22 protein-coding genes are annotated in these 18,257 nt (G+C 59.6%); 3 read left to right on the forward strand and 19 right to left on the reverse strand.

What is annotated here, in order from left to right; translation table 11 throughout:
* Nucleotides 1–93: 93 nt before the first annotated feature.
* The 3 genes from AA105894_RS02690 to AA105894_RS02700 are packed head-to-tail and all read right to left on the reverse strand — an operon-like array spanning nt 94 to nt 2,269.
* A complete protein-coding gene (locus AA105894_RS02690) occupies nt 94–1,107 on the reverse strand; it encodes an NAD-dependent epimerase/dehydratase family protein (RefSeq protein WP_267310383.1) in 1,014 nt (337 codons plus the stop codon).
* Between the two features lie 5 nt (nt 1,108–1,112).
* A complete protein-coding gene (locus tag AA105894_RS02695) occupies nt 1,113–1,610 on the reverse strand; it encodes a DUF192 domain-containing protein (protein WP_267310384.1) in 498 nt (165 codons plus the stop codon).
* 17 nt (nt 1,611–1,627) lie between these two features.
* Nucleotides 1,628–2,269, reverse strand: a complete 642-nt coding sequence (locus AA105894_RS02700; RefSeq protein ID WP_267310385.1) for an MBL fold metallo-hydrolase — start codon at nt 2,267–2,269, stop codon at nt 1,628–1,630.
* A 194-nt stretch (nt 2,270–2,463) separates the two neighbouring features.
* Here AA105894_RS02700 and AA105894_RS02705 point away from each other — a divergent pair, with 194 nt between their 5' ends.
* Nucleotides 2,464–2,814 carry a RidA family protein gene (locus AA105894_RS02705; protein ID WP_188427245.1) on the forward strand — a complete coding sequence of 117 codons (351 nt, stop codon included), beginning with the start codon at nt 2,464–2,466 and terminating at the stop codon, nt 2,812–2,814.
* Nucleotides 2,815–2,964: 150 nt separating this feature from the next.
* Nucleotides 2,965–3,741 carry a CHAP domain-containing protein gene (locus AA105894_RS02710; protein ID WP_332337811.1) on the forward strand — a complete coding sequence of 259 codons (777 nt, stop codon included), beginning with the start codon at nt 2,965–2,967 and terminating at the stop codon, nt 3,739–3,741.
* Between the two features lie 101 nt (nt 3,742–3,842).
* Here the strand turns inward: AA105894_RS02710 and AA105894_RS02715 are convergent, their stop codons facing one another.
* The 13 genes from AA105894_RS02715 to AA105894_RS02775 all read right to left on the reverse strand — a co-directional run bounded on the left by AA105894_RS02715 (nt 3,843) and on the right by AA105894_RS02775 (nt 14,341).
* Nucleotides 3,843–4,298, reverse strand: a complete 456-nt coding sequence (locus AA105894_RS02715; protein WP_267310508.1) for a 23S rRNA (pseudouridine(1915)-N(3))-methyltransferase RlmH — start codon at nt 4,296–4,298, stop codon at nt 3,843–3,845.
* 9 nt (nt 4,299–4,307) lie between these two features.
* Nucleotides 4,308–4,766: a ribosome silencing factor gene (gene rsfS / locus AA105894_RS02720; protein WP_188427265.1), complete on the reverse strand. Its 459-nt coding sequence runs from the start codon at nt 4,764–4,766 to the stop codon at nt 4,308–4,310.
* A 114-nt stretch (nt 4,767–4,880) separates the two neighbouring features.
* Nucleotides 4,881–5,507 (reverse strand): nicotinate-nucleotide adenylyltransferase, encoded by a 627-nt coding sequence (locus AA105894_RS02725; protein ID WP_267310387.1) that lies wholly within the window; start codon nt 5,505–5,507, stop codon nt 4,881–4,883.
* 1 nt (nt 5,508) lies between these two features.
* Nucleotides 5,509–6,765: a glutamate-5-semialdehyde dehydrogenase gene (locus AA105894_RS02730; RefSeq protein ID WP_267310388.1), complete on the reverse strand. Its 1,257-nt coding sequence runs from the start codon at nt 6,763–6,765 to the stop codon at nt 5,509–5,511.
* 75 nt (nt 6,766–6,840) lie between these two features.
* A complete protein-coding gene (locus AA105894_RS02735; protein ID WP_267310389.1) occupies nt 6,841–8,046 on the reverse strand; it encodes a glycerate kinase in 1,206 nt (401 codons plus the stop codon).
* A 53-nt stretch (nt 8,047–8,099) separates the two neighbouring features.
* Nucleotides 8,100–9,194, reverse strand: coding sequence for a redox-regulated ATPase YchF (gene ychF, locus AA105894_RS02740; protein ID WP_188427240.1), 1,095 nt, complete (start codon nt 9,192–9,194; stop codon nt 8,100–8,102).
* Complete coding sequence (gene pth / locus AA105894_RS02745; protein ID WP_267310390.1) at nt 9,194–9,772, reverse strand: aminoacyl-tRNA hydrolase; 579 nt, start codon at nt 9,770–9,772, stop codon at nt 9,194–9,196. The genes ychF and pth overlap by 1 nt, the downstream gene beginning before the upstream one ends.
* 20 nt (nt 9,773–9,792) lie before the next feature.
* A complete protein-coding gene (locus tag AA105894_RS02750; protein WP_188427238.1) occupies nt 9,793–10,431 on the reverse strand; it encodes a 50S ribosomal protein L25/general stress protein Ctc in 639 nt (212 codons plus the stop codon).
* A gap of 235 nt (nt 10,432–10,666) precedes the next feature.
* A complete protein-coding gene (locus AA105894_RS02755; protein WP_267310391.1) occupies nt 10,667–11,251 on the reverse strand; it encodes a histidine phosphatase family protein in 585 nt (194 codons plus the stop codon).
* Nucleotides 11,252–11,263: 12 nt separating this feature from the next.
* Nucleotides 11,264–12,196, reverse strand: coding sequence for a ribose-phosphate pyrophosphokinase (locus tag AA105894_RS02760; protein ID WP_267310392.1), 933 nt, complete (start codon nt 12,194–12,196; stop codon nt 11,264–11,266).
* Between the two features lie 317 nt (nt 12,197–12,513).
* The gene (locus tag AA105894_RS02765; protein ID WP_267310393.1) at nt 12,514–13,182 is read right to left on the reverse strand and encodes a DUF799 domain-containing protein; all 669 of its coding nucleotides are present in this window, start codon (nt 13,180–13,182) and stop codon (nt 12,514–12,516) included.
* Nucleotides 13,179–13,628, reverse strand: a complete 450-nt coding sequence (locus tag AA105894_RS02770; protein WP_267310394.1) for a DUF4810 domain-containing protein — start codon at nt 13,626–13,628, stop codon at nt 13,179–13,181. Before AA105894_RS02770 ends, AA105894_RS02765 begins: the two co-directional genes overlap by 4 nt.
* A gap of 50 nt (nt 13,629–13,678) precedes the next feature.
* Nucleotides 13,679–14,341 carry a CsgG/HfaB family protein gene (locus AA105894_RS02775; RefSeq protein WP_267310395.1) on the reverse strand — a complete coding sequence of 221 codons (663 nt, stop codon included), beginning with the start codon at nt 14,339–14,341 and terminating at the stop codon, nt 13,679–13,681.
* A gap of 290 nt (nt 14,342–14,631) precedes the next feature.
* Here AA105894_RS02775 and AA105894_RS02780 point away from each other — a divergent pair, with 290 nt between their 5' ends.
* The gene (locus tag AA105894_RS02780) at nt 14,632–15,636 is read left to right on the forward strand and encodes a glycosyltransferase family 61 protein (RefSeq protein ID WP_267310396.1); all 1,005 of its coding nucleotides are present in this window, start codon (nt 14,632–14,634) and stop codon (nt 15,634–15,636) included.
* Nucleotides 15,637–15,706: 70 nt separating this feature from the next.
* On the opposite strand, the gene AA105894_RS02785 is transcribed toward AA105894_RS02780, so the two are convergent.
* Genes AA105894_RS02785 through lgt form a run of 3 tightly spaced genes read right to left on the reverse strand, consistent with a single transcriptional unit; the run spans nt 15,707 to nt 18,253 of the window.
* Nucleotides 15,707–16,636: a hypothetical protein gene (locus AA105894_RS02785; protein WP_267310397.1), complete on the reverse strand. Its 930-nt coding sequence runs from the start codon at nt 16,634–16,636 to the stop codon at nt 15,707–15,709.
* Nucleotides 16,633–17,427, reverse strand: a complete 795-nt coding sequence (gene pgeF / locus AA105894_RS02790) for a peptidoglycan editing factor PgeF (protein ID WP_267310398.1) — start codon at nt 17,425–17,427, stop codon at nt 16,633–16,635. Before pgeF ends, AA105894_RS02785 begins: the two co-directional genes overlap by 4 nt.
* Entirely contained in the window at nt 17,420–18,253 is an 834-nt protein-coding gene (gene lgt / locus AA105894_RS02795; protein WP_267310399.1) for a prolipoprotein diacylglyceryl transferase, read from the reverse strand. The genes pgeF and lgt overlap by 8 nt, the downstream gene beginning before the upstream one ends.
* Nucleotides 18,254–18,257 lie beyond the last annotated feature (4 nt).

Raw genomic sequence — 18,257 nt, forward strand, 5'->3', positions numbered from 1 at the left:
CCCACACCCGTCAATCACAAAATTTCAAAAAAATGACACCAACTCAAAAAAACTCGACCAGACGTTCAGACATGCGGGTCTGAGCGACACCATTCAACCGGCAGAACAATCGAAATCAGTGACGCTTCCTGCATCGGCCTCCTGAGGCTCATAAGCCCGGAACCATTCGACGAACCGGCGAACGCCTTCCTCAAGGCTCACGACAGGACGCCAGCCGGTAAGCGCTGTTATTTCCTCATGGGAAGACCAGGTGGCTTCGACATCGGAAAGGGGCCGACGCTTTGCCTCGATCACAGCCTTGCACCCGAGCTCACTCTCCAGCAGTGCCACCAGACGACTCACCGGGGTGGGAGAATCACTGCCCAGATTGAACACGCGGGAAACACCCTTCTCCGGCTCATGAGCCAGTGCCGCCACAACACCGGAGACAATATCGTCGATATAGGTGAAATCGCGGGCCAACCCCTCCCCCGCATAAAGGGTAAGCGGCTTGCCTGCCGTGATGGCACGGGCGAATTTGTAGTAGGCCATATCAGGCCGCCCCCACGGACCATACGCCGTGAAAAAGCGCAGCCCCGTCTGACGCAGGCCATAAAGATGCGCATAGGCGTGTGCCGTCAGTTCGCCTGCTCTCTTGGTCACCGCATAGAAGGAGCCGGGCCGATCGACGGCATCGGTCTCACGAAAAGGCATGGTCTCGTTGAGGCCATAAACCGAGGAAGACGAGGCATAGACGATATGGCGCAGACCCGTCAGGTGACGGGCCGCCTCAAGCAGCACGACATGGCCCATCATATTGGCGGTGATATAGGCACAGGGATCGGCCAGCGAATAACGCACACCAGCCTGCGCCGCGAGATGGACGATATGTGTGATGTCAGGATGCTCGGCCATGATCGCATCGACGTCATCCCGAACGCTCAGATCACCCTGACGGAAAGTGAAGCCCGGTTTCGGCGCAAGCTGGGCCAGACGGTCCTTTTTCAGCTGAACGCTGTAATAATCGTTCAGTGAGTCGAACCCGACCACCTCATGCCCCTGGCTCAGCAACTGCTCAGCCACATGATAACCGACGAACCCTGCCGCGCCTGTCAGGAAGATCTTCATTGCCTTCAGCGTGCCGTAGGCAGGGCTTTGGAGGAAACGACGTCTCCAACGACGATACCGTTCTTTTCCATCGTGCCCGCTGCCACTTCAAGCACCGCAGCAGAATCGCCATTGCCGGTCAGGCGTCTTTCGCTGAACGGTACCGTCTTTTCCGCCATCGCCTGAATATGGCCATCAGGCGCTATGAACACCATATCGAGCGAGGCAGGGGTGTCGTGCATCCACATGGCTGCAGCCTCGGGCGGTGTGAAGAGAAAGAGCATTCCAGTGCCCTCAGGAGGCGACGCACGAAATGTCTCGCCTGCTTCCTTCTCTTTTTCGCTGCGCGCTATCTCGACCGTGAACTCATGCTTATGTCCCTGACGGTCAGTGATTGTCAGGGGCGCTTTTTCGAGCGGCTTTTGCGCGACCGCCGGTTTGGCGTCGTCAGCCCGCACACCGGAGACGGGCAGAGCAAGGGCGATCCCCGCCAGAAGCAGACCCTTCGTGAATAATGTCTTCATGCAGGGACTCCCGGCTATCAGTTCAGAAAAGGATTATTCTGTCGTTCTTCGCCAATCATCGTCGGCAGACCATGACCGGGCAGAACAATGTAATCGTCAGGCAGGGAAAGCAGTGTACGCTTGATCCCGGCAATCAGGCCTTGATGGTCGCCATAAGCGAAATCAGAACGACCAACAACACCACGAAACAGGGTGTCTCCCACGATCGCAAGCTTGTCTTCATGACATATAAAGACAACGTGCCCTGGTGTGTGACCGGGGCAGTGCGCCACCTCGAAACGGGCGCCTGAGAATTCCAGGATCTCACCATCGACGACGAAATGGTCGGGATGGGCATTGTGGAGATCGAACAGGCCAAAAGCCTGAGCCTGGTCTGTGACCGAATTCAGCAGAAACTCGTCACGCCGGTCGGGGCCGATAATGCACACAGGGGTTGTCTGCCGGCGCGCCAGCCCTTCGCGAAGCGCGTCGGCCCCACCGACATGGTCGAAATGCCCGTGCGTGAGAAGAATGGCCTCGACAGTCATGCCATCAAGAATTTTCAACAACTCTGGCGCGTCGCCGCCCGGATCTACAACGAGAGCCTGTCCGGTCTCCGGATTTTCAAGCACCGTGCAATTCTGGCGCAGAGGGGTCACCTTTACAGTGCGGGCACGCAAAACCGGCTTCTCCTTCGCGGTCGTGGATAAAGGCAGGTCCTTGAGAGGCCTTTAGGCGCGATACCGCGCCACTGTCCCGCAGGCAAGCAATCATCGACCCGTCAGGATTGACCCGATGCCTTACCCGGACCAGAGTTCGGCCGAGCGGGCACGGCAAGGCTGGCCCGGCAACCCAAGGTTTTCAGGAGACCCTCATGAGCCGCATCATCCGCACGGAACCCAACCCCGTCATGTCGAAGGCCGTCGAATATCACGGCTTCGTTTTCACCCAGGGTGTCGTTGCCCGTAACCTCGACGCCGATTTCGCCGCGCAGACGGCAGACGTGCTCGAACAGCTCGATATCCTGCTCGAGCAGCATGGCACCGACAACACCCGCATTCTGCAGGCCCAGATCTGGCTGAAGGACATTGCTGACCGCGATGCGCTTAATGTTCAGTGGACGGCATGGCTACCGAAGGAATCGGCCCCCGCACGCGCCTGCGTTCAGGCCGTTCTGGCTGACCCGCGCATGCTTGTTGAGATCATGCTGATCACAACAAAGTAAGGCCTCTTGACCTTTCCCCGGGCTGACACAAAATTTTCTCGGGGAAAGTTCATAAATTCGCCATGACTCCGCACTACACGGGTTGCATATTCGAGGTGAACACAGTTACCTAGATGCAACACATAACGGGCGGATGCGGAATCAATGAACGTGAGACAGAAAAGTTGCCTCAAACTTCTGCGCAGGCCGTTTTTTTCGTCTCTGACCGCATTATCCGTTCTGATCGGGTCGGCGCTTCTCGCACCGAAGGCTGAAGCCCGCCAGAAGATTTCTCACAAATCTGCCATGCATGGTGTGCATGTCGCTCATGTGAGCGGCTCGCATCGCGGTGCCATTCACCAGACCCGTTTCACACCGCGCCGCCACCGCTCGGGCGGACATGTGATCCAGTGTGTTGCCTACGCCAAAGCCGCTTCCGATGTTGTTCTGAGCGGTAACGCTCGCGACTGGTGGGAAAACTCTCGTGGCGTATACGCCCGCGGTTCCGCTCCCGAACCCGGATCCGTTCTGAACTTCCGCGCGATTCGTCGCATGCCTTACGGTCATGTCGCTGTGGTTCGCGCCATTGAAGACAACCGCACCATTGTTATCGACCAGTCTCACTGGGCGCAGAATGGCGTGGCAAAGAACGTACGCGTCATCGACGTTTCTCCCAATAATGACTGGTCGGCAGTTCGCGTTGCGCTCAACAGCAAGACCGAGACCTACGGCAGCATCTACCCGACCTACGGCTTCATCTATGGCCGTCCTGATGACGGGGTGATGATGGCTAACAATACGCCTGCCCCGGCACATCGTTCCATCCGCTCGCATTCTGTTGCGACGCAGAGCTTTGCCGCGCTGCAGCATCCGATGAATTCGACGGAAGTTGCGGAAGCGCCGGATGATGCATTCGGCCTTGAAGGCCCGAGCCGCAACCTGCGGTAAGTACTTCTCCCACCACATTGCCCCAGGGCGGCCCGGAAACGGGTCGCCTTTTTTATTACCTGAAAGGCAGGCTGATCAGAGGGAGACCGATATCGTGTCGGCTACGGCCGGGCAGCGCGATGATAAGGATGTCCCGCGCTGATCGCGCGCGCACGATAGATCTGCTCAGCCAGAAGCAGACGGACGATCATGTGCGGCCAGGTCATGCGCCCGAAGGAAATGCGCGAATCGGCGCGATTGATCACGCTCGCCTCGAGCCCTTCTGCACCACCAATAACAAAAGACACCTGCTTGCCTGTAGCCAGCCATGTCTCGAGCATTGTTGAAAACTGTTGGGAGTCGGGGGACGTACCCCCTTCATCGAGGGCAACCACAATGCTGCCCTCAGGGCAGGCTGCAAGAATTGCTGCAGCGTCCTTGCGGCGGATTTCGAGCGCACTGCCGCGCGATTCGGCAATCTCGACCAACTCGACCCCGGGGCGGGTGCGCTCGACATAACGATCGAACAACTCCCGCTCCGGCCCTCTCTTCAATCGACCGACGGCGACGATCCTGATCATGAAAGATCAGAGATCCGTGGTGTCGGCTTCGTCTGCGGCGCTGTCGTCGAGATCCTTGCCCCACATGCGCTCAAGCGCATAAAGCGCGCGGCTTTCAGGCTTGAAGAGATGCACCACGATATCGCCGGTATCGAGCAGCACCCAATCCGTGCCGTTCGCGCCTTCGATGGTGATGCGCTTGATGCCGATCTCGTTCAGCTTGTCTTCAATGTGCGACGCCATGGCGGCGATCTGACGATCGGCAATACCGGTTGCGACCACCATATGATCGGCAAAGCTGGCACGACCGCGCAGATCGAGGGTCACGATATCCTCCGCCTTGTCTTCATCAAGGCTGGTCGTGATGACGGCCAGTGCCTGCTCGACAAGTTCACGCGCAACGGTTTCACGCGGCGCGGCGGCAGCGCGCGACTTGCGCGGCCCGGCAGCAGCAGCCTTCTTGCGCGGCGTGCCCGCCGTTTTCAGGGTTGCAGTCTTCTCGCCCGTGGCAGGCTTGGTCTCACCAGCGGACGCACGGCTGCGACGGGCTGGGGTGGTCGTCTCGTCGGACGGTTTTCTGGCGATGGCTCGACACTCCGGTCAATTCATTAGAGAGCGCGCGGCGGGATAATTTCCAGAATCCCTCAGCGCTGTCGCTGATATACCGTTTTGCGGCGCCGGAAGAAAAGCCCAGACACCACCTTTAGAGCGCGACATGACTGGCCCCTGCCTTGGGGGCACACGCATATGGCTGAGAGCATGGGTCGCCCGTCCTGAAAGGGCCGTCCGGTTGCTCCCCGGTCTCGGCACCACAGCCATAGGCACATGCAAGGCCAGTTCGCGCCAGCGCCGCCAGCGGGTAAGTGTGGCCAGACTATCTGCCCCCATCAGCCAGACAAAGCGCGCCTGAGGAAAACGCAGGCGAAGCAGGGCAATCGTCTCGACCGTATAGCGTTTGTTCAGCCTCGCCTCGATATCGGTGGCGATGATGCGTCGCCCGTCAGCGAGCGCATGAGCTGAAGCCAGACGGTCTTCAAACGGGGCCATACCGATTCGCGGCTTCAGCGGGTTGCCGGGGGAGACCATGAGCCACACCTGATCGAGCCGCAGATGGGTCAGGGCATAACGGGCCAGTTGCAGATGGCCCGCATGGGCAGGATTGAATGAGCCACCCAGCAGACCGATCGAAATGGCGCGATTGTCACCGTATTTCGGAATTTGCGGCACGTCAGGGGCGCGTCTGGCCGGTGCCGCGCACCTCGTAACGGAAGGTCGTGAGCTGCTCGAGACCAACCGGGCCGCGGGCATGGATCTTGCCGGTCGCAATACCGATCTCGGCGCCGAATCCAAACTCGCCGCCATCGCAGAACTGCGTCGAGGCGTTCCACATCACCACCGCGCTGTCGGTGCCGTTCAGAAACCGTTCCGCCACTTCCGCATTGGCGGTGATGATCGCCTCGGTATGACCGCTGCCATAGCGTGCAATATGGGCGAGCGCTGAATCGACGCCGTCGACCACTGCCACAGATAGGCGCGCATCAAGCCATTCTGTGGCGAAATCGTCAGAACTCGCGGGCTCGAGGTCGTGCACGATGCTTCGCGCTGTCTCGTCACCCAGAATCGCACAGCCTAGGGCATGAAGATCCTGCACCAGAAGCGGCAGAAGGCTCGCCGCGATTTCCCGGTCGATCAGAAGGGTCTCGGTTGCGCCGCACACACCTGTCCGGCGCATCTTGGCATTGGCCAGAATCTCGCGTGCCATCGCGAAATCGGCGTCCTTATGGATATAGGTGTGGCAAAGGCCATCGGCATGGGCGAGCACCGGCACACGCGCCTCGCGCTGCACTCGCTCGACGAGTGACTTGCCCCCGCGCGGGATGATCATGTCGATTTCGCCCGCTGCACCCAGCATCGACGCCACATGGGCACGGTCGGCATCCGGCACGATCTGCACGCATTCGCGCGGCAGACCCGCCTGCTCGAGACCTTCCTGAATACAGCTCTGGATGCAGCGTGCCGAATTGAGGCTTTCAGACCCACCACGCAAAATGACGGCATTGCCTGACTTGATGCTCAACCCGGCGGCATCGGCGCCGACATTCGGCCGGCTTTCGTAAATCATGCCAAGCACACCAAGAGGGGTCGCCACGCGACGAATCATCAGACCATTGGGACGCGTCCACTCAGACAGCACACGCCCCACGGGGTCAGGCAGCAATGCAATCGCATCGAGTCCCTTGGCCATGGCTTCGATACGCGCCGGGGTCAGTGTCAGCCGGTCGATGAAGGCGGCGCTTGCCTTTGATGTCGCCACATCGCGGGCATTGGCCACGAGAATATCGGCTGAATGGCGACGCAGCGATTCGGCTGCTGCCCGAAGTGCCTCATTGCGCTGGCTTTCCGGGGCAATCGCAAGAATACGGGCGGCAGCGCGTGCTGGTCCGGTCAGAGCCTTGAAGTCGGACTGGGGGGTGACGGCTTCCATCCTGCATTCTCCTGTCTGCGATGCATCGGGCGCTCTGTCAGCGCCAGGGCTGCAAAAGAGCGATCAGGCTATGTATCACTCCTGCACCGCTTGAAAAGATCGCCCGACCGCTAGCCCTGCTGCAACGTTGCGTGCACAGCGACGCAGGGAGGGGGCCGCATCTGACAAGGCTTCTTCGAGCGAGCAGGGACGATCGAGACTACTGAACAGCGCATCAAAGCCCAGTTCGTAGAGTTTTTCGCAGTCATCTCCCAGCATACCCGCAAACGCCAGAACGGGCTTGCCTGCCTGTCTGGCCATGCTCGCAATCGCATGAGGCGCCTTGCCCTGCGCCGTTTGCCCGTCGAGGCGCCCCTCTCCCGTGATGACCAGATCGACCTGGCTCATCAGTGTGTCCAGTCCGAGCAAACGCGCAATGGCTTCAGCCCCGGGAACGAGCGTTGCCCCGCACAGCGCGACCAGCCCCAGAGCGGTGCCACCGGCAGCCCCCATACCGGCATCCACAGACAGGTCGCGCCCGCAGCGCGCCTCTAGCAGGCTGGATAACCGGGCCAGCGCCCCATTCAGAATAGTGACCATGGGGGGTGTTGCGCCCTTCTGGGGCCCGAATACGGCTGCAGCGCCGCGTTCCCCAAGCAGGGGTGCCGTCACGTCACAGAGAATCTCGATGCGGCATCCGGCAAGACGCGGGTCGAGCTTTGCGTCGTCAAGGGTGAAGACAGAGCCCAGCGGCCCCCCGCCCTGGGCGATTTCCTCACCACGCAGATCGCGCAGCGACACTCCGAGTGCCTGCAGAAGCCCTGCTCCGCCATCGCATGTGGCACTTCCGCCCAGAGCGAGAACGAGATGCTCGCAGCCCAGATCAAGCGCTGCGAGCATAAGCTCGCCCACGCCACGGGTCGTTGTGAAAAGGGGCTCTCGCGATTCAGGGGGAACCTGCGCCAGCCCGGCAGCTTCGGCCAGTTCGATCAGGGCCGTACGCCCTTCGTTCAGAACGGCAAATCTGGCTGCAACCGGCACACCGAGCGGACCGCAGACCAGACGCGTTTCCAGCTGGCCGCCAAGCGTGCGCGCCATGATGGCCGCCGTACCCTCGCCCCCATCGGCCATGGGAAAGGCGTGATAGCGTGCCTGCGGGAAAATATCGGAAAAACCGGTGACAATCGCCTCGACCACAGCCTCGGCGGTCAGGCTCTCCTTGAAGGAATCACAGGCGACGAGGATTTCCATGGCGCGCTCCAGAACAACGCGCCATTCTTGCTTGTAACGCCAAGCGGTCAAGTAGCGACCGCCCGCGTCAGGCGAAATCTCTTACCCCGATGAGGTCAAAGAGGTCAGACGTTGAAACGGAACAGCAGGACATCGCCGTCCTGCACCACATATTCCTTGCCTTCAATGCGCAGCTTTCCTGCTTCCTTGGCGCCAGACTCACCGCCACAGGCGATGTAGTCGTCATAGGCCACGGTTTCACAGGCGATGAAGCCACGTTCGAAGTCGTTATGAATGACGGCTGCCGCCTGCGGGGCTTTTGTGCCCTTGGTGATGGTCCAGGCGCGGGTCTCTTTCGGACCGACCGTGAAATAGGTGCTGAGACCCAGCAGGCCATAACCAGCAGCAATAACGCGGTCGAGACCGGAATTGCTCAGCCCCAGCCCCTCGAGGAACTCTGCACGCTCTTCCTGCGGCAGCTGGCTGACTTCGGCTTCAATGGCGGCAGAGACCACGACCATGGCAGCCCCTTCGGCCTCGGCGCGCTTGCGCACGGCTTCGGAATGGCTGTTGCCGGTGGCAGCAGAGCCTTCCTCGACATTGCAGACATAGAGCACCGGCTTGGTGGTCATGAGCTGTAGGCGCCGCGCCGTCTCTTCCTCACCTTTCGGCACGGCAGTACGGGCAGGCTTGCCCTCGCGCAGGGCCGCGATGATGGGGTCCATGATGGCGAGCTGCTGCTGCGCTTCACGGTCATTGCCGCGTGCACGCTTCTGCAGCGAGACCTGACGCTTTTCGAGCGAATCCAGATCGGCCAGCATCAGCTCGGTTTCGATGATTTCGGCATCACGCACGGGGTCCACGCCACCCTCGACATGGGTAATGTCGTCATCCTCGAAGCAGCGCAGCACATGGATAATGGCATCGACCTCGCGGATATTGGCAAGGAACTGGTTGCCCAGACCTTCACCACGAGACGCGCCGCGCACGAGACCGGCAATATCGACAAATTCGAGGCTGGTCGGCAGGATCTTCTGCGACTTGCCAATGCGCGCCAGATTATCGAGGCGCGAATCAGGCACGGCCACGCGCCCCACATTGGGTTCGATGGTGCAGAAGGGATAATTCGCCGCCTGAGCCGCTGCCGTTTCCGTCAGCGCGTTGAACAGGGTGGACTTGCCCACATTAGGGAGCCCCACGATGCCACAATTGAAGCCCATCAGCGTTTCTCCCCGCACAGCATGGCGATTTTTGTCATTGTTGCTTCCGGCTCCCCTTTGGCCAGCAGAGGCGACGCCGCAGCCACGGCATCGAGAAGCGCTTCGAGTTCGTTCTGTTCGGCCTTGGCGAAATCGCCCAGCACATGGCCCGTCACACGGTCCTTGTGGCCCGGGTGGCCGATACCGAGGCGCACGCGCTGGTAGTTCTGGTTCCCCAGCATCCTGTCCATCGAGCGAAGGCCATTATGCCCCGCTGCGCCGCCGCCCCGTTTGACGCGCACCTTGCAGAAGGCAAGATCGAGCTCATCATGAAACGCCGTGATGTCAGAGACCGGAATCTTGAAGAACCGCGCAGCCTGCTGCACGCTCTCGCCGGATAAATTCATATAGGTCATGGGCTTGAGCAGAAGAACCTTTTGTCCCTCGATGCTGCCCTCGGCCGTCTCCCCCTTGAAGCGCGCACGCCAGGGAGAAAACCGGTAGTATTCGGCAATACGCTCGACAGCCATGAAGCCAATATTATGGCGCTGCCTGCGCATGCCGGGCTCGGGATTGCCGAGCCCGGTCCAGAGTAGCATTGCGGCCACCCTGAGCGGTCTTACTTCTTCTTCGCAGGAGCGGCGGCTTCAGCAGCAGCCTTCGCAGCAGCTTCAGCTTCCATCTCGGCATCGACCGTCGGCGGTGCGATGGTGGCGATGACGAAGTTCGGCAGCTGCAGAACAGGCGTCACGTTCTCGGTGCCGGTCAGGTCGTCCCAACGCACGTTGTCGTGGATGTCGAGCGCGCTCAGATCAACCGTGAAGCTGGACGGAATGCTGTCAACGTCAGCCATGACGTCCACCGTGTGGCGAACCAGGTTCAGCACGCCGCCGCGCTTGATGCCCGGAGCCTTGTCTTCACCCGTCACATGGATGGCGACGGTCACGTGGACCTTCTCGCCAGCCGCAAGACGCTGGAAATCGACATGGATCGGAGCGTCGGTCACGGGGTGCAGCTGCACTTCACGCAGCAGGGCGCGCACGGTGCCGCCTTCGAGCGGCAGCTCGAACAGGCGCGAGCGCCAGCCGCCACGAACCATTTCCTTGTGGATGATGCGCGGGTCGATCGCGATCAGCGCCGGCTCCTGCTTGCCACCATACACAACACCCGGCACCAGACCGGCACGTCTCGTTGCGCGCGCTGCCCCCTTACCAGCCTTCGCGCGCGTAGAGACTTCGAGGGACGTCATATTTGTCACGGTATTCTCCCAAATTCATTGCACTCACGGCCTCCAGGGGTGCCTGAGTGATGGGGCGCCTTACAAGAAAAGGGGGGGTAAAGCAATGTTCTTCGGGATTCGGAAGGGGATTCTTCTCGGGGCTCTGCCCCGAAACCCGCAAAGGGGCACAGCCCCTTCGATCCTGCCAGTGATCAAGACAGGGATGAAAGGGATCTGTTCCGTTCTCGAGGCGCGGAGCAGCGCCCCGCATCGCTCACTCGTAAGCGGTGAGAACCCAGCCATTCTCTGTCGGGTCGCAGTAGAGCGGCACGGCATTGGCCAGACGCACATTGATCGGCAGGCTCATAGCAGCACGTAGCGCACGGAAAAGCGCGCCATGGGCCACGATCATGGGAATCCCGTCCTGTACGAGCGCACGATTCACCGCTTCAGCCGCACGGGTCTTGAGCCCCTCGAAGGTTTCGCAGCCTTCGGGTGTGAACTCACCTTCGATCCAGGGATCGTACCAGTCGCCCATGGGCTCGCCTTCCATCACACCGAAGCAGACTTCCTCGAGCCCCTGATCGGTCACCAGCGGCAGGGTGACGCCGCTCGAAACGGCAATCGCCTCCTGCGCGGCCAGCGCCGTGTCATGGGCGCGTGTCAGCGGGGAAGAAACGATGCGGGCGATGGGCGAAGCGCCATCGCGCCAGTGACGGGAGAGTGAGTCTCCCGCCTTGATGGCCTGCTCCCGCCCTGTGGCGTTCAACGGGATATCTGTCCGGCCCTGAGAGAGATTCTGTGCGTTCCAGTCGGTCTGACCGTGGCGCAGATACCAGAAGGGGCGACGAAGCAGCATGAAAACCGGTCCTTAGTCGAAAAGCGAAGAGACAGAGCTTTCATCTGCCACAGCACTCATGGCGCGCGCCAGCAGATTGGCTGTGCTGATCTGGCGAATATTAGGCGATTCTTCCATGACATCCGTCGCAGGAATGCTGTCGGTGAGCGTCAGCATCTTGAGCGGAGACGCCTTGACGCGCTCGACTGCCATGCCGGTCAGCACACCATGGGTCACATAAGCCTCGACCCCGGCGGCGCCATGCTTCATCAGAGCTTCGGCCGCGTTGCACAGCGAGCCACCGCTATCGACGATATCATCGACCAGAATGCAGTAGCGCCCCGCGACATCACCGATCACGTTCATGACCTCGGACACACCGGCACGCTCGCGACGCTTGTCGATGATGGCCAGATCGGTGTTCAGGCGCTGTGCGAGCTGACGGGCACGAACCACGCCGCCAACATCCGGCGAGACGATCATGAGGTCTTCATTCGGGTGACGGGCATTGATGTCGCGCTTGAAAAGCGGTGCGGCATAAAGGTTATCAACCGGAATATCGAAAAATCCCTGAATCTGCATGGCGTGCAGATCCATGGTCAGAATGCGGTTCGCACCAGCCTCGACAAGCAGGTTGGCCACCAGCTTGGCGCTGATCGGCGTACGCGGGCCGGATTTGCGATCCTGACGGGCATAGCCGAAATAAGGCATCACAGCCGTGACACGACGGGCCGATCCGCGACGCAAAGCGTCGAGCATGATCAGCAATTCCATCAGATTATCATTGGTCGGCGAGCATGTGCTCTGAATGACGAAGACGTCTTCGCCACGCACGTTTTCCTGGATCTCGACGAAGACCTCGGCATCGGCGAAGCGCCGCACCGACACCTTGCACAGAGGCAAACGCAGCTCCTGAGCCACGGCACGCGCCAGAGGCAGGTTACTGTTACAGGCGACGATCTTCATCGGGAAACGACTCCGGTCCGGGACGGCAGCAAACGCGGCCTTCTAACAACGCCGCGCCATGCTGTCATTAATTCATGGCGGCCCGGATCGACCGATAGAGCGTTTTTTACAACTCTGTGACTCTCGCCACCCATGTGCTGGGTATTCACCCCCAAGGGGGCCGTCTGACGTCATCATATCCGTCCAGCATATCCCCAAACACTCTCCCCGCCATCAGGACAGACGCAACCTGATATCAGCAAGCCTGTGTTTCTATCGAAACGATGCGCCTGTCATCCTCCCCTCCCCATCTCCGGAGAGAGGGAGGACAGACAGCATCAGTCGGTGCCGTATTTCACCGAACGCGGCCCGTAGAGCAGACCATCCGGCGGCCCGACCTTCAGAAGACGGTCGGCTGCGACCGCAGCAACGGGAAAGCTGTGATCCATCAGATTATTGCTCACCTGCTTGACCGCAGCGACAATCAGCATACCCATGATGCTGCCACCGCCCGTCATTTCACCGACATCCGCCCCGGTGGCCGAGCCAGTGCCCGTCCACAAGACGCTGCCACTTCTGAGATCGACCAGCTTCGAGCTGGCCGTGACGACCGTGTTGCTGTCAATCACATGATAGACCGAACCATAGGCCGTGATCGTGGTGTAAAGCGCCGCGTCAGCCCCGAAAATCGTCCGCAGCTTTTCAGCTGGCGCCTGAATGATCTCATCTGGAGCGCTGAGCCCGTTCTGACGGAAGGTCTCCGTTTCGAGCGTGACAGGAACGACGTAATACCCCCCTTCAGCCAGGGGCATGGTCATCTGCGACAACAGACCGTTCGTCGCCTTGGTGTCAGGCGTGTGATTGACCGGCGGCAGAACCAGAATGGTGCGCGGCTTTGCTGCCCTGAACGCCGTGTAATCAGGCGCCTTGAGCGGTGTGGCGCAAGCGGTCACCGCGAGACAGAGAGCAAGACCGGCAAGGCGACGCATGCTGACGGCAGATTTCATGACGACACCTTTACATTCTGACTCTGACTCTGACTCTGACTCTGGCTCTGGCTCTGGCTCTGGCTCTGGCTCTGGCTCTGGCTCTGGGGCGAATTCTGACCCAGATTCTTCAGCAGGAAGTCCATGTAGGTGGCGGCTTCAGGAAAAAGCGTTTTCTCCTGGGTGAATTCCTGCTGGGCCAGATCGGTCTTGCCTTCTGTGGCGTAAAGCAGCCCGAGATGAGCATGAAAACCCGGGGGAACCGACAGCCCTTTGCCGCGTGCCTGCTCTGCCTCTTTCTCCATCTCGGCAATCTGGCTCTGCGGATCAGTCTTTCCCTGCAGATAGACATATTGCTGCTGCTGGAAACCCTGCCAGCTATAAAGCGGAGGGGTAGACTGCCCCGCGCAGGCAGCCAGGATGCCTGGCAGTAAGATCCCTGCCAGAATTCTCGCATAACGCGTCATGATATTTGAATCCGTTTATCGGTTTTTCTTGGGGTGTCTGTCGCCGGAAATCAGTGAATCTGACCCGAATCGACCTCCTGGGCGAAATGGTTCACGGCATCCTGGATAGCCAGATCGAGTACCTTGCCATTGAGGGTCGAGTCATAGGCGGCTGTACTGCCAAACCCGATCACTTCGCGATCGGACAGGCTGTATTCTGCGGCCCCTTCGCTGGTTGCCACGATCTGGGAGGTAAGAGGATTGACGATCTGCAGGCTTACCTTGGCATAGGCAATCTGGCTGTGCCCCCGACCGGCAATGCCGAAAAGCTGCATATCGCCCACATCCTTGCGACCGAACGCCGTCACGTCGCCGGTCACAAGATACTGCGCGCCCTGTATCGACTGCCCCTGTCGCAGGAATCCTGCCTCCTGCTTTCCCTCGGCCAGATTATCCCGATCCATGACCGAGAACCGGCCCGATTGCTGCAGACGCGTCAGCAGAATCACGCGCGCCTGGTTTCCCAGACGATCAATACCGTCCGAAAAAATCCCGTTCATGTAGTTCGACCTGTTGGCGAATTTACCTGCGGCAATCGGGATGCGTGGCCCGTTATAGGGCGTCTGCGCTACCTGAACGGGAGGCACGGGCAGAGTATGTGAGGATTCTGTCGCACAGCCTGCCAGAAGCAGGGCTGATGACAGCATTCCGGGAATGAGAATTCTTACGCGCACAAGTCCTGATCCCTGATCGTTATTTTCCAGTCAATACACCAGGAAACAAGAAAATACCTCAGGGTAAAAACAAGCTCATGAAATATTGAACACACTCCGAAAATGACAGAATTCTTGATAGTTGATTAATATTTCTGGAATAATATTTATTATTTCCATACACCTCGAATACCTTAAAATATACACTGTTAGAATTGAAGAATAGTTATATATCATATAAAAATATAGTTCGTTTTATCGTGCGTTTTTCTATTTCCACAGCGATTAATTCAATATAAATATTCGGAATAATGCTACAAGAAAAAGACCCACATTGTCCAAACACGTTTGGAAGGTCACTTGTTCTGACGGGAAACCCTTCGTTTTCCCATCATGAGGCCGCGCTCGTACGCCATCACACGCTTTATACACCTGGCGGTATTCTGATTGAAAACGCCACTTATTGCGCAGGGGAAAATATTGCCGGCGCCTTCGATTATCATGTTTACGCTCCGCGGGTGATCTCGCCTGATGCACCTGTCTGTGACGGACCGGAAGACTGCTTCTGGCTGGGCTATTTTCACGACCATTTTGGTCATTTTCTCACCAGCACATTGCAGCGTCTCTGGCATATTCAGAAATGGCAGCGTCATTACGCGGGATATGTTTTCCCAAATCGCAGGGTTTCAGAACAAAACCTCCCGTTCATGAGCAGAATATTCGAGGTTCTGAATATCAACGAGACGCAGATTTTTCATGTCCCGGAAAATACCATGATGAGAAACATCATGGTTGCCGAACCAGCTTTTATCGAAAACGCACATTGCTACGAAATCTGGGGCACATTCATGCGGGAACTGGGAAGAAAAATTCTTGGCTCCCGTGGGACAGCGCCTGAGAAATATCCAGTCTTTCTCTCTCGCAATCTGACCCGTTCACCCACGCGCAGTTATGACGGAGAAGACGAACTGACGAGCCTTCTGATGGCTTTCGGCATCAGATCCTGTCACCCTGAATGTCTCTCATTGCAGGAGCAGATGGCTCTTTGGGATAGCCACGCCGTTTTCATCGGCTTTTCAGGCTCGGCTTTCATGAATGCGGCATTCTTCGAGAACAAGACGCTCATCGTCCTCAATCATGACGGCTATGTTTTTGGCACACAGCGCATGATCGATTCTATTGCGGGAAACAGGGCCCTCTATCTGGATGTGTCGCCCTTTCTCGAGCTTCAGGATGCGACCTCTCAGCGTTACCGTATCACGACGCCCGGCACTCTTGCGGCCGGGATTGTCACCGCCATACGGCGCCTTGGCTGAAGCGCGCTATAGCGCATGGGGGCGTTAATGCCTTGTGCGACATTTTGCCGCACCTGCATGGCAATGGGGGCTATTTTTTCGCCGCAGGCGTTTCCGGTGGCAAGGGCTTGTGATCACGTCCCGAGTAATTGGTGATGATCTGATGCACGCCACCCGCTGCCTCGGAAGCTGCGGCCATGGCAACATCCCCCCAAGGCCCATCCAGTGAATGGGCATCGATATCATGTAGCTGCGTGGCAGCGCCCGCCTCCTTGCCGTCGGCAGCCACTGTGCGCCATGAAATCTCGATATGCTGGCTGGGGTGGCCAGTCGTACCGGCAGGGCCATTGCTCACGGTCACAATCGCCTCGACGCTGTAATCAGCGTCCTTGGGCGTGCTCTGCAACTGGTCATGCCTGTCAGGGAAGCTCGCAGTGAAAGCACGCGCCAGCGAAACATTCCCGTCACCGGGGGCGCCCTTTACACCTTTGAAATACACCTTGGCGGGGCGGCGCTTGAGGCTATGCGGGTCAGCTTGCATCATCGCGGCCTGAATACCGGTCAGAACCGCGCTGACCTGCGGTGCCGATGCGGCGGCCAGCGAGGATAGCACAGGCTTTTCGCCCTGCGCCCAGACGGAAGCCGGGACAGGCGCCGCATCCCAGTGGCCGCGCGCCTCGCCATTGGGCATCATCACGACATAATGCGGCGTCACGTCGCTGCCCTGCAGGGTCGCAGAGAGCTTGAGCCACCAGTCACCGGGCTTCGCTGGCTGCGCCACCGCAGGAAGTGACTGATCAACCAGCTGGGCTGCGACTTCTCTCGCCCAGAGCGCTGAGGCCGTATTGTCGAGCAACGAATCAGGCGGGGTCGGCACGGCCAGACGCGGCGGCGGCGTGGTCAGGGCCAGACGACGGCCTTCCGGTCCGGGATCACCAAACGGATGCGGCATGTCCACGCATCCTGCCAGCAGGGTCATCGTGCTGAACAGACCGATACAGGCTTTCAGAGCCCCCTTCATGTCCGTGCTCCTGCCCGGATGGCCGAAATCTGATGGCCAATCGCACCACCACCGGCCAGGGTGCGACGACGATGGCTGAAAAAGCGCCTGACATCGAAACGCGTATCGAGCCCCACCGCAGAAACATGGCGCAGCCCGGCACGACGCAATCTGTGAAGGCAATAGCCGGGCATATCGAAAAGAAAATGTCCGTCACGCAGGGCGGCCAGGAAGAAATGGGCCGCCTCGGGAGAGGTATCGAGCACGGCTTCGCGCATCTCGGGTCCGACTTCGTAACTCTCCTGACGGATGCAGGGCCCGACACTGGCCACGACATCGCCGGCACCAAGAGCCGCCATGGCCGAAAGCGTTGCCTCAAGTACGCCTCCGACCGCTCCGCGCCACCCTGCATGGGCTGCACCCACGACATGCCCATCGGGACTGGCAAACAGAACCGGTCCGCAATCGGCGGTGATGACACCAAGCGCCAGATCATCGCGATCGGTCACGAGCGCGTCGGCCTTGGGGCCACGTCCAGTCTGCCAGACAGGCGTTCCGTGCGTCAGGGTCACAACATCGGCTGAATGGGTCTGCGTCAGCCCCAGCAGCGAGGGCGCTTCGACCCCGAGAAACCGCGCAACCCGACCACGATTCTCGGCAATGTTTTCCGGCCGGTCGGCAGAGGCCAGGGAGCAGTTGAGCGAATTGAACGGGCTGGGCGAGACGCCGCCCAATCGGGTGAAGAAGCCATGACGCAGAAAGGCCAGGGAATCTGCCTGCAGCACCCAGCCACGCGGTGCCTGATCAGCCATCGACCTTTTCTCCCTCGATCGGATGCGGGTGACGCATGCCGTAGGCCATGAGCCAAAGCCCGGCCAGCGCCATCGGAATGCAGAGCACCTGCCCCATCGTCACGCCGAAAGGCAGAAAGCCGATGAACGCATCAGGTTCGCGAAAAAGCTCGCAGAAGCTGCGCGCCACCGCATAGCCGAACAGGAACAGACCGGAGAGAAAGCCATAGCGCATGCGCGCCCAGGGGCGGCTTGCGACAACGAGCATGACAGCAAGCAGCAGCAGCCCTTCAGTCAGCGCCTCATAAAGCTGCGAGGGATGACGCGCGACAGGGCCGCCCGTCGGAAACACCATCGCCCAAGGCAGCCATTCCGGCGCCGGGCGTCCCCATAATTCACCATTGATGAAGTTCGCACAGCGGCCGAGCCCAAGACCGAGCGGCACGATGATGGTGATACGGTCGGAGAAAGACAGAAAGCTGAGCCCGTTGCGCCAGGTGAACCAGGCCAGCGCCAGAATGACGCCCAGCGCACCACCATGGAAAGACATTCCCCCCTGCCAGACCTCAAGGATGGAGAGCGGATGGGTGAGATAGAAACCCGGCTTGTAGAACAGGATATATCCCAGCCGCCCCCCGAGCACGACGCCGAGCATGGCCCAGAAGGCGAAATCATCCACCTGTTCCCGTGTCGCAGCACGCGGCGCCAGACCGCAGAGCCGGATGGCGATTTTCCACCCGATCAGGATCGAGAGGATATAGGCCAGCGCGTACCAATGCACGGCCAGTGGCCCCAGATGAACGGCAATCGGATCGAACTGGGGCAGGATGATCGGGTGGGATTGCATGGGG

This window comes from Asaia spathodeae NBRC 105894, assembly GCF_025994195.1.
Taxonomy (GTDB): Bacteria; Pseudomonadota; Alphaproteobacteria; order Acetobacterales; family Acetobacteraceae; genus Asaia; species Asaia siamensis.

Bases quoted from the DNA above. Each gene is read 5' to 3' on its own strand.
- AA105894_RS02690 (WP_267310383.1), bottom strand. From the start codon at position 1,107: ATGAAGATCTTCCTGACAGGCGCGGCAGGGTTCGTCGGTTATCATGTG.
- AA105894_RS02695 (WP_267310384.1), bottom strand. From the start codon at position 1,610: ATGAAGACATTATTCACGAAGGGTCTGCTTCTGGCGGGGATCGCCCTT.
- AA105894_RS02705 (WP_188427245.1), top strand. From the start codon at position 2,464: ATGAGCCGCATCATCCGCACGGAACCCAACCCCGTCATGTCGAAGGCC.
- AA105894_RS02730 (WP_267310388.1), bottom strand. From the start codon at position 6,765: ATGGAAGCCGTCACCCCCCAGTCCGACTTCAAGGCTCTGACCGGACCA.
- ychF (WP_188427240.1), bottom strand. From the start codon at position 9,194: ATGGGCTTCAATTGTGGCATCGTGGGGCTCCCTAATGTGGGCAAGTCC.
- pth (WP_267310390.1), bottom strand. From the start codon at position 9,772: ATGCTACTCTGGACCGGGCTCGGCAATCCCGAGCCCGGCATGCGCAGG.
- AA105894_RS02755 (WP_267310391.1), bottom strand. From the start codon at position 11,251: ATGCTGCTTCGTCGCCCCTTCTGGTATCTGCGCCACGGTCAGACCGAC.
- AA105894_RS02760 (WP_267310392.1), bottom strand. From the start codon at position 12,196: ATGAAGATCGTCGCCTGTAACAGTAACCTGCCTCTGGCGCGTGCCGTG.
- AA105894_RS02765 (WP_267310393.1), bottom strand. From the start codon at position 13,182: ATGAAATCTGCCGTCAGCATGCGTCGCCTTGCCGGTCTTGCTCTCTGT.
- AA105894_RS02770 (WP_267310394.1), bottom strand. From the start codon at position 13,628: ATGACGCGTTATGCGAGAATTCTGGCAGGGATCTTACTGCCAGGCATC.
- AA105894_RS02780 (WP_267310396.1), top strand. From the start codon at position 14,632: ATGCTACAAGAAAAAGACCCACATTGTCCAAACACGTTTGGAAGGTCA.
- AA105894_RS02785 (WP_267310397.1), bottom strand. From the start codon at position 16,636: ATGAAGGGGGCTCTGAAAGCCTGTATCGGTCTGTTCAGCACGATGACC.
- pgeF (WP_267310398.1), bottom strand. From the start codon at position 17,427: ATGGCTGATCAGGCACCGCGTGGCTGGGTGCTGCAGGCAGATTCCCTG.
- lgt (WP_267310399.1), bottom strand. From the start codon at position 18,253: ATGCAATCCCACCCGATCATCCTGCCCCAGTTCGATCCGATTGCCGTT.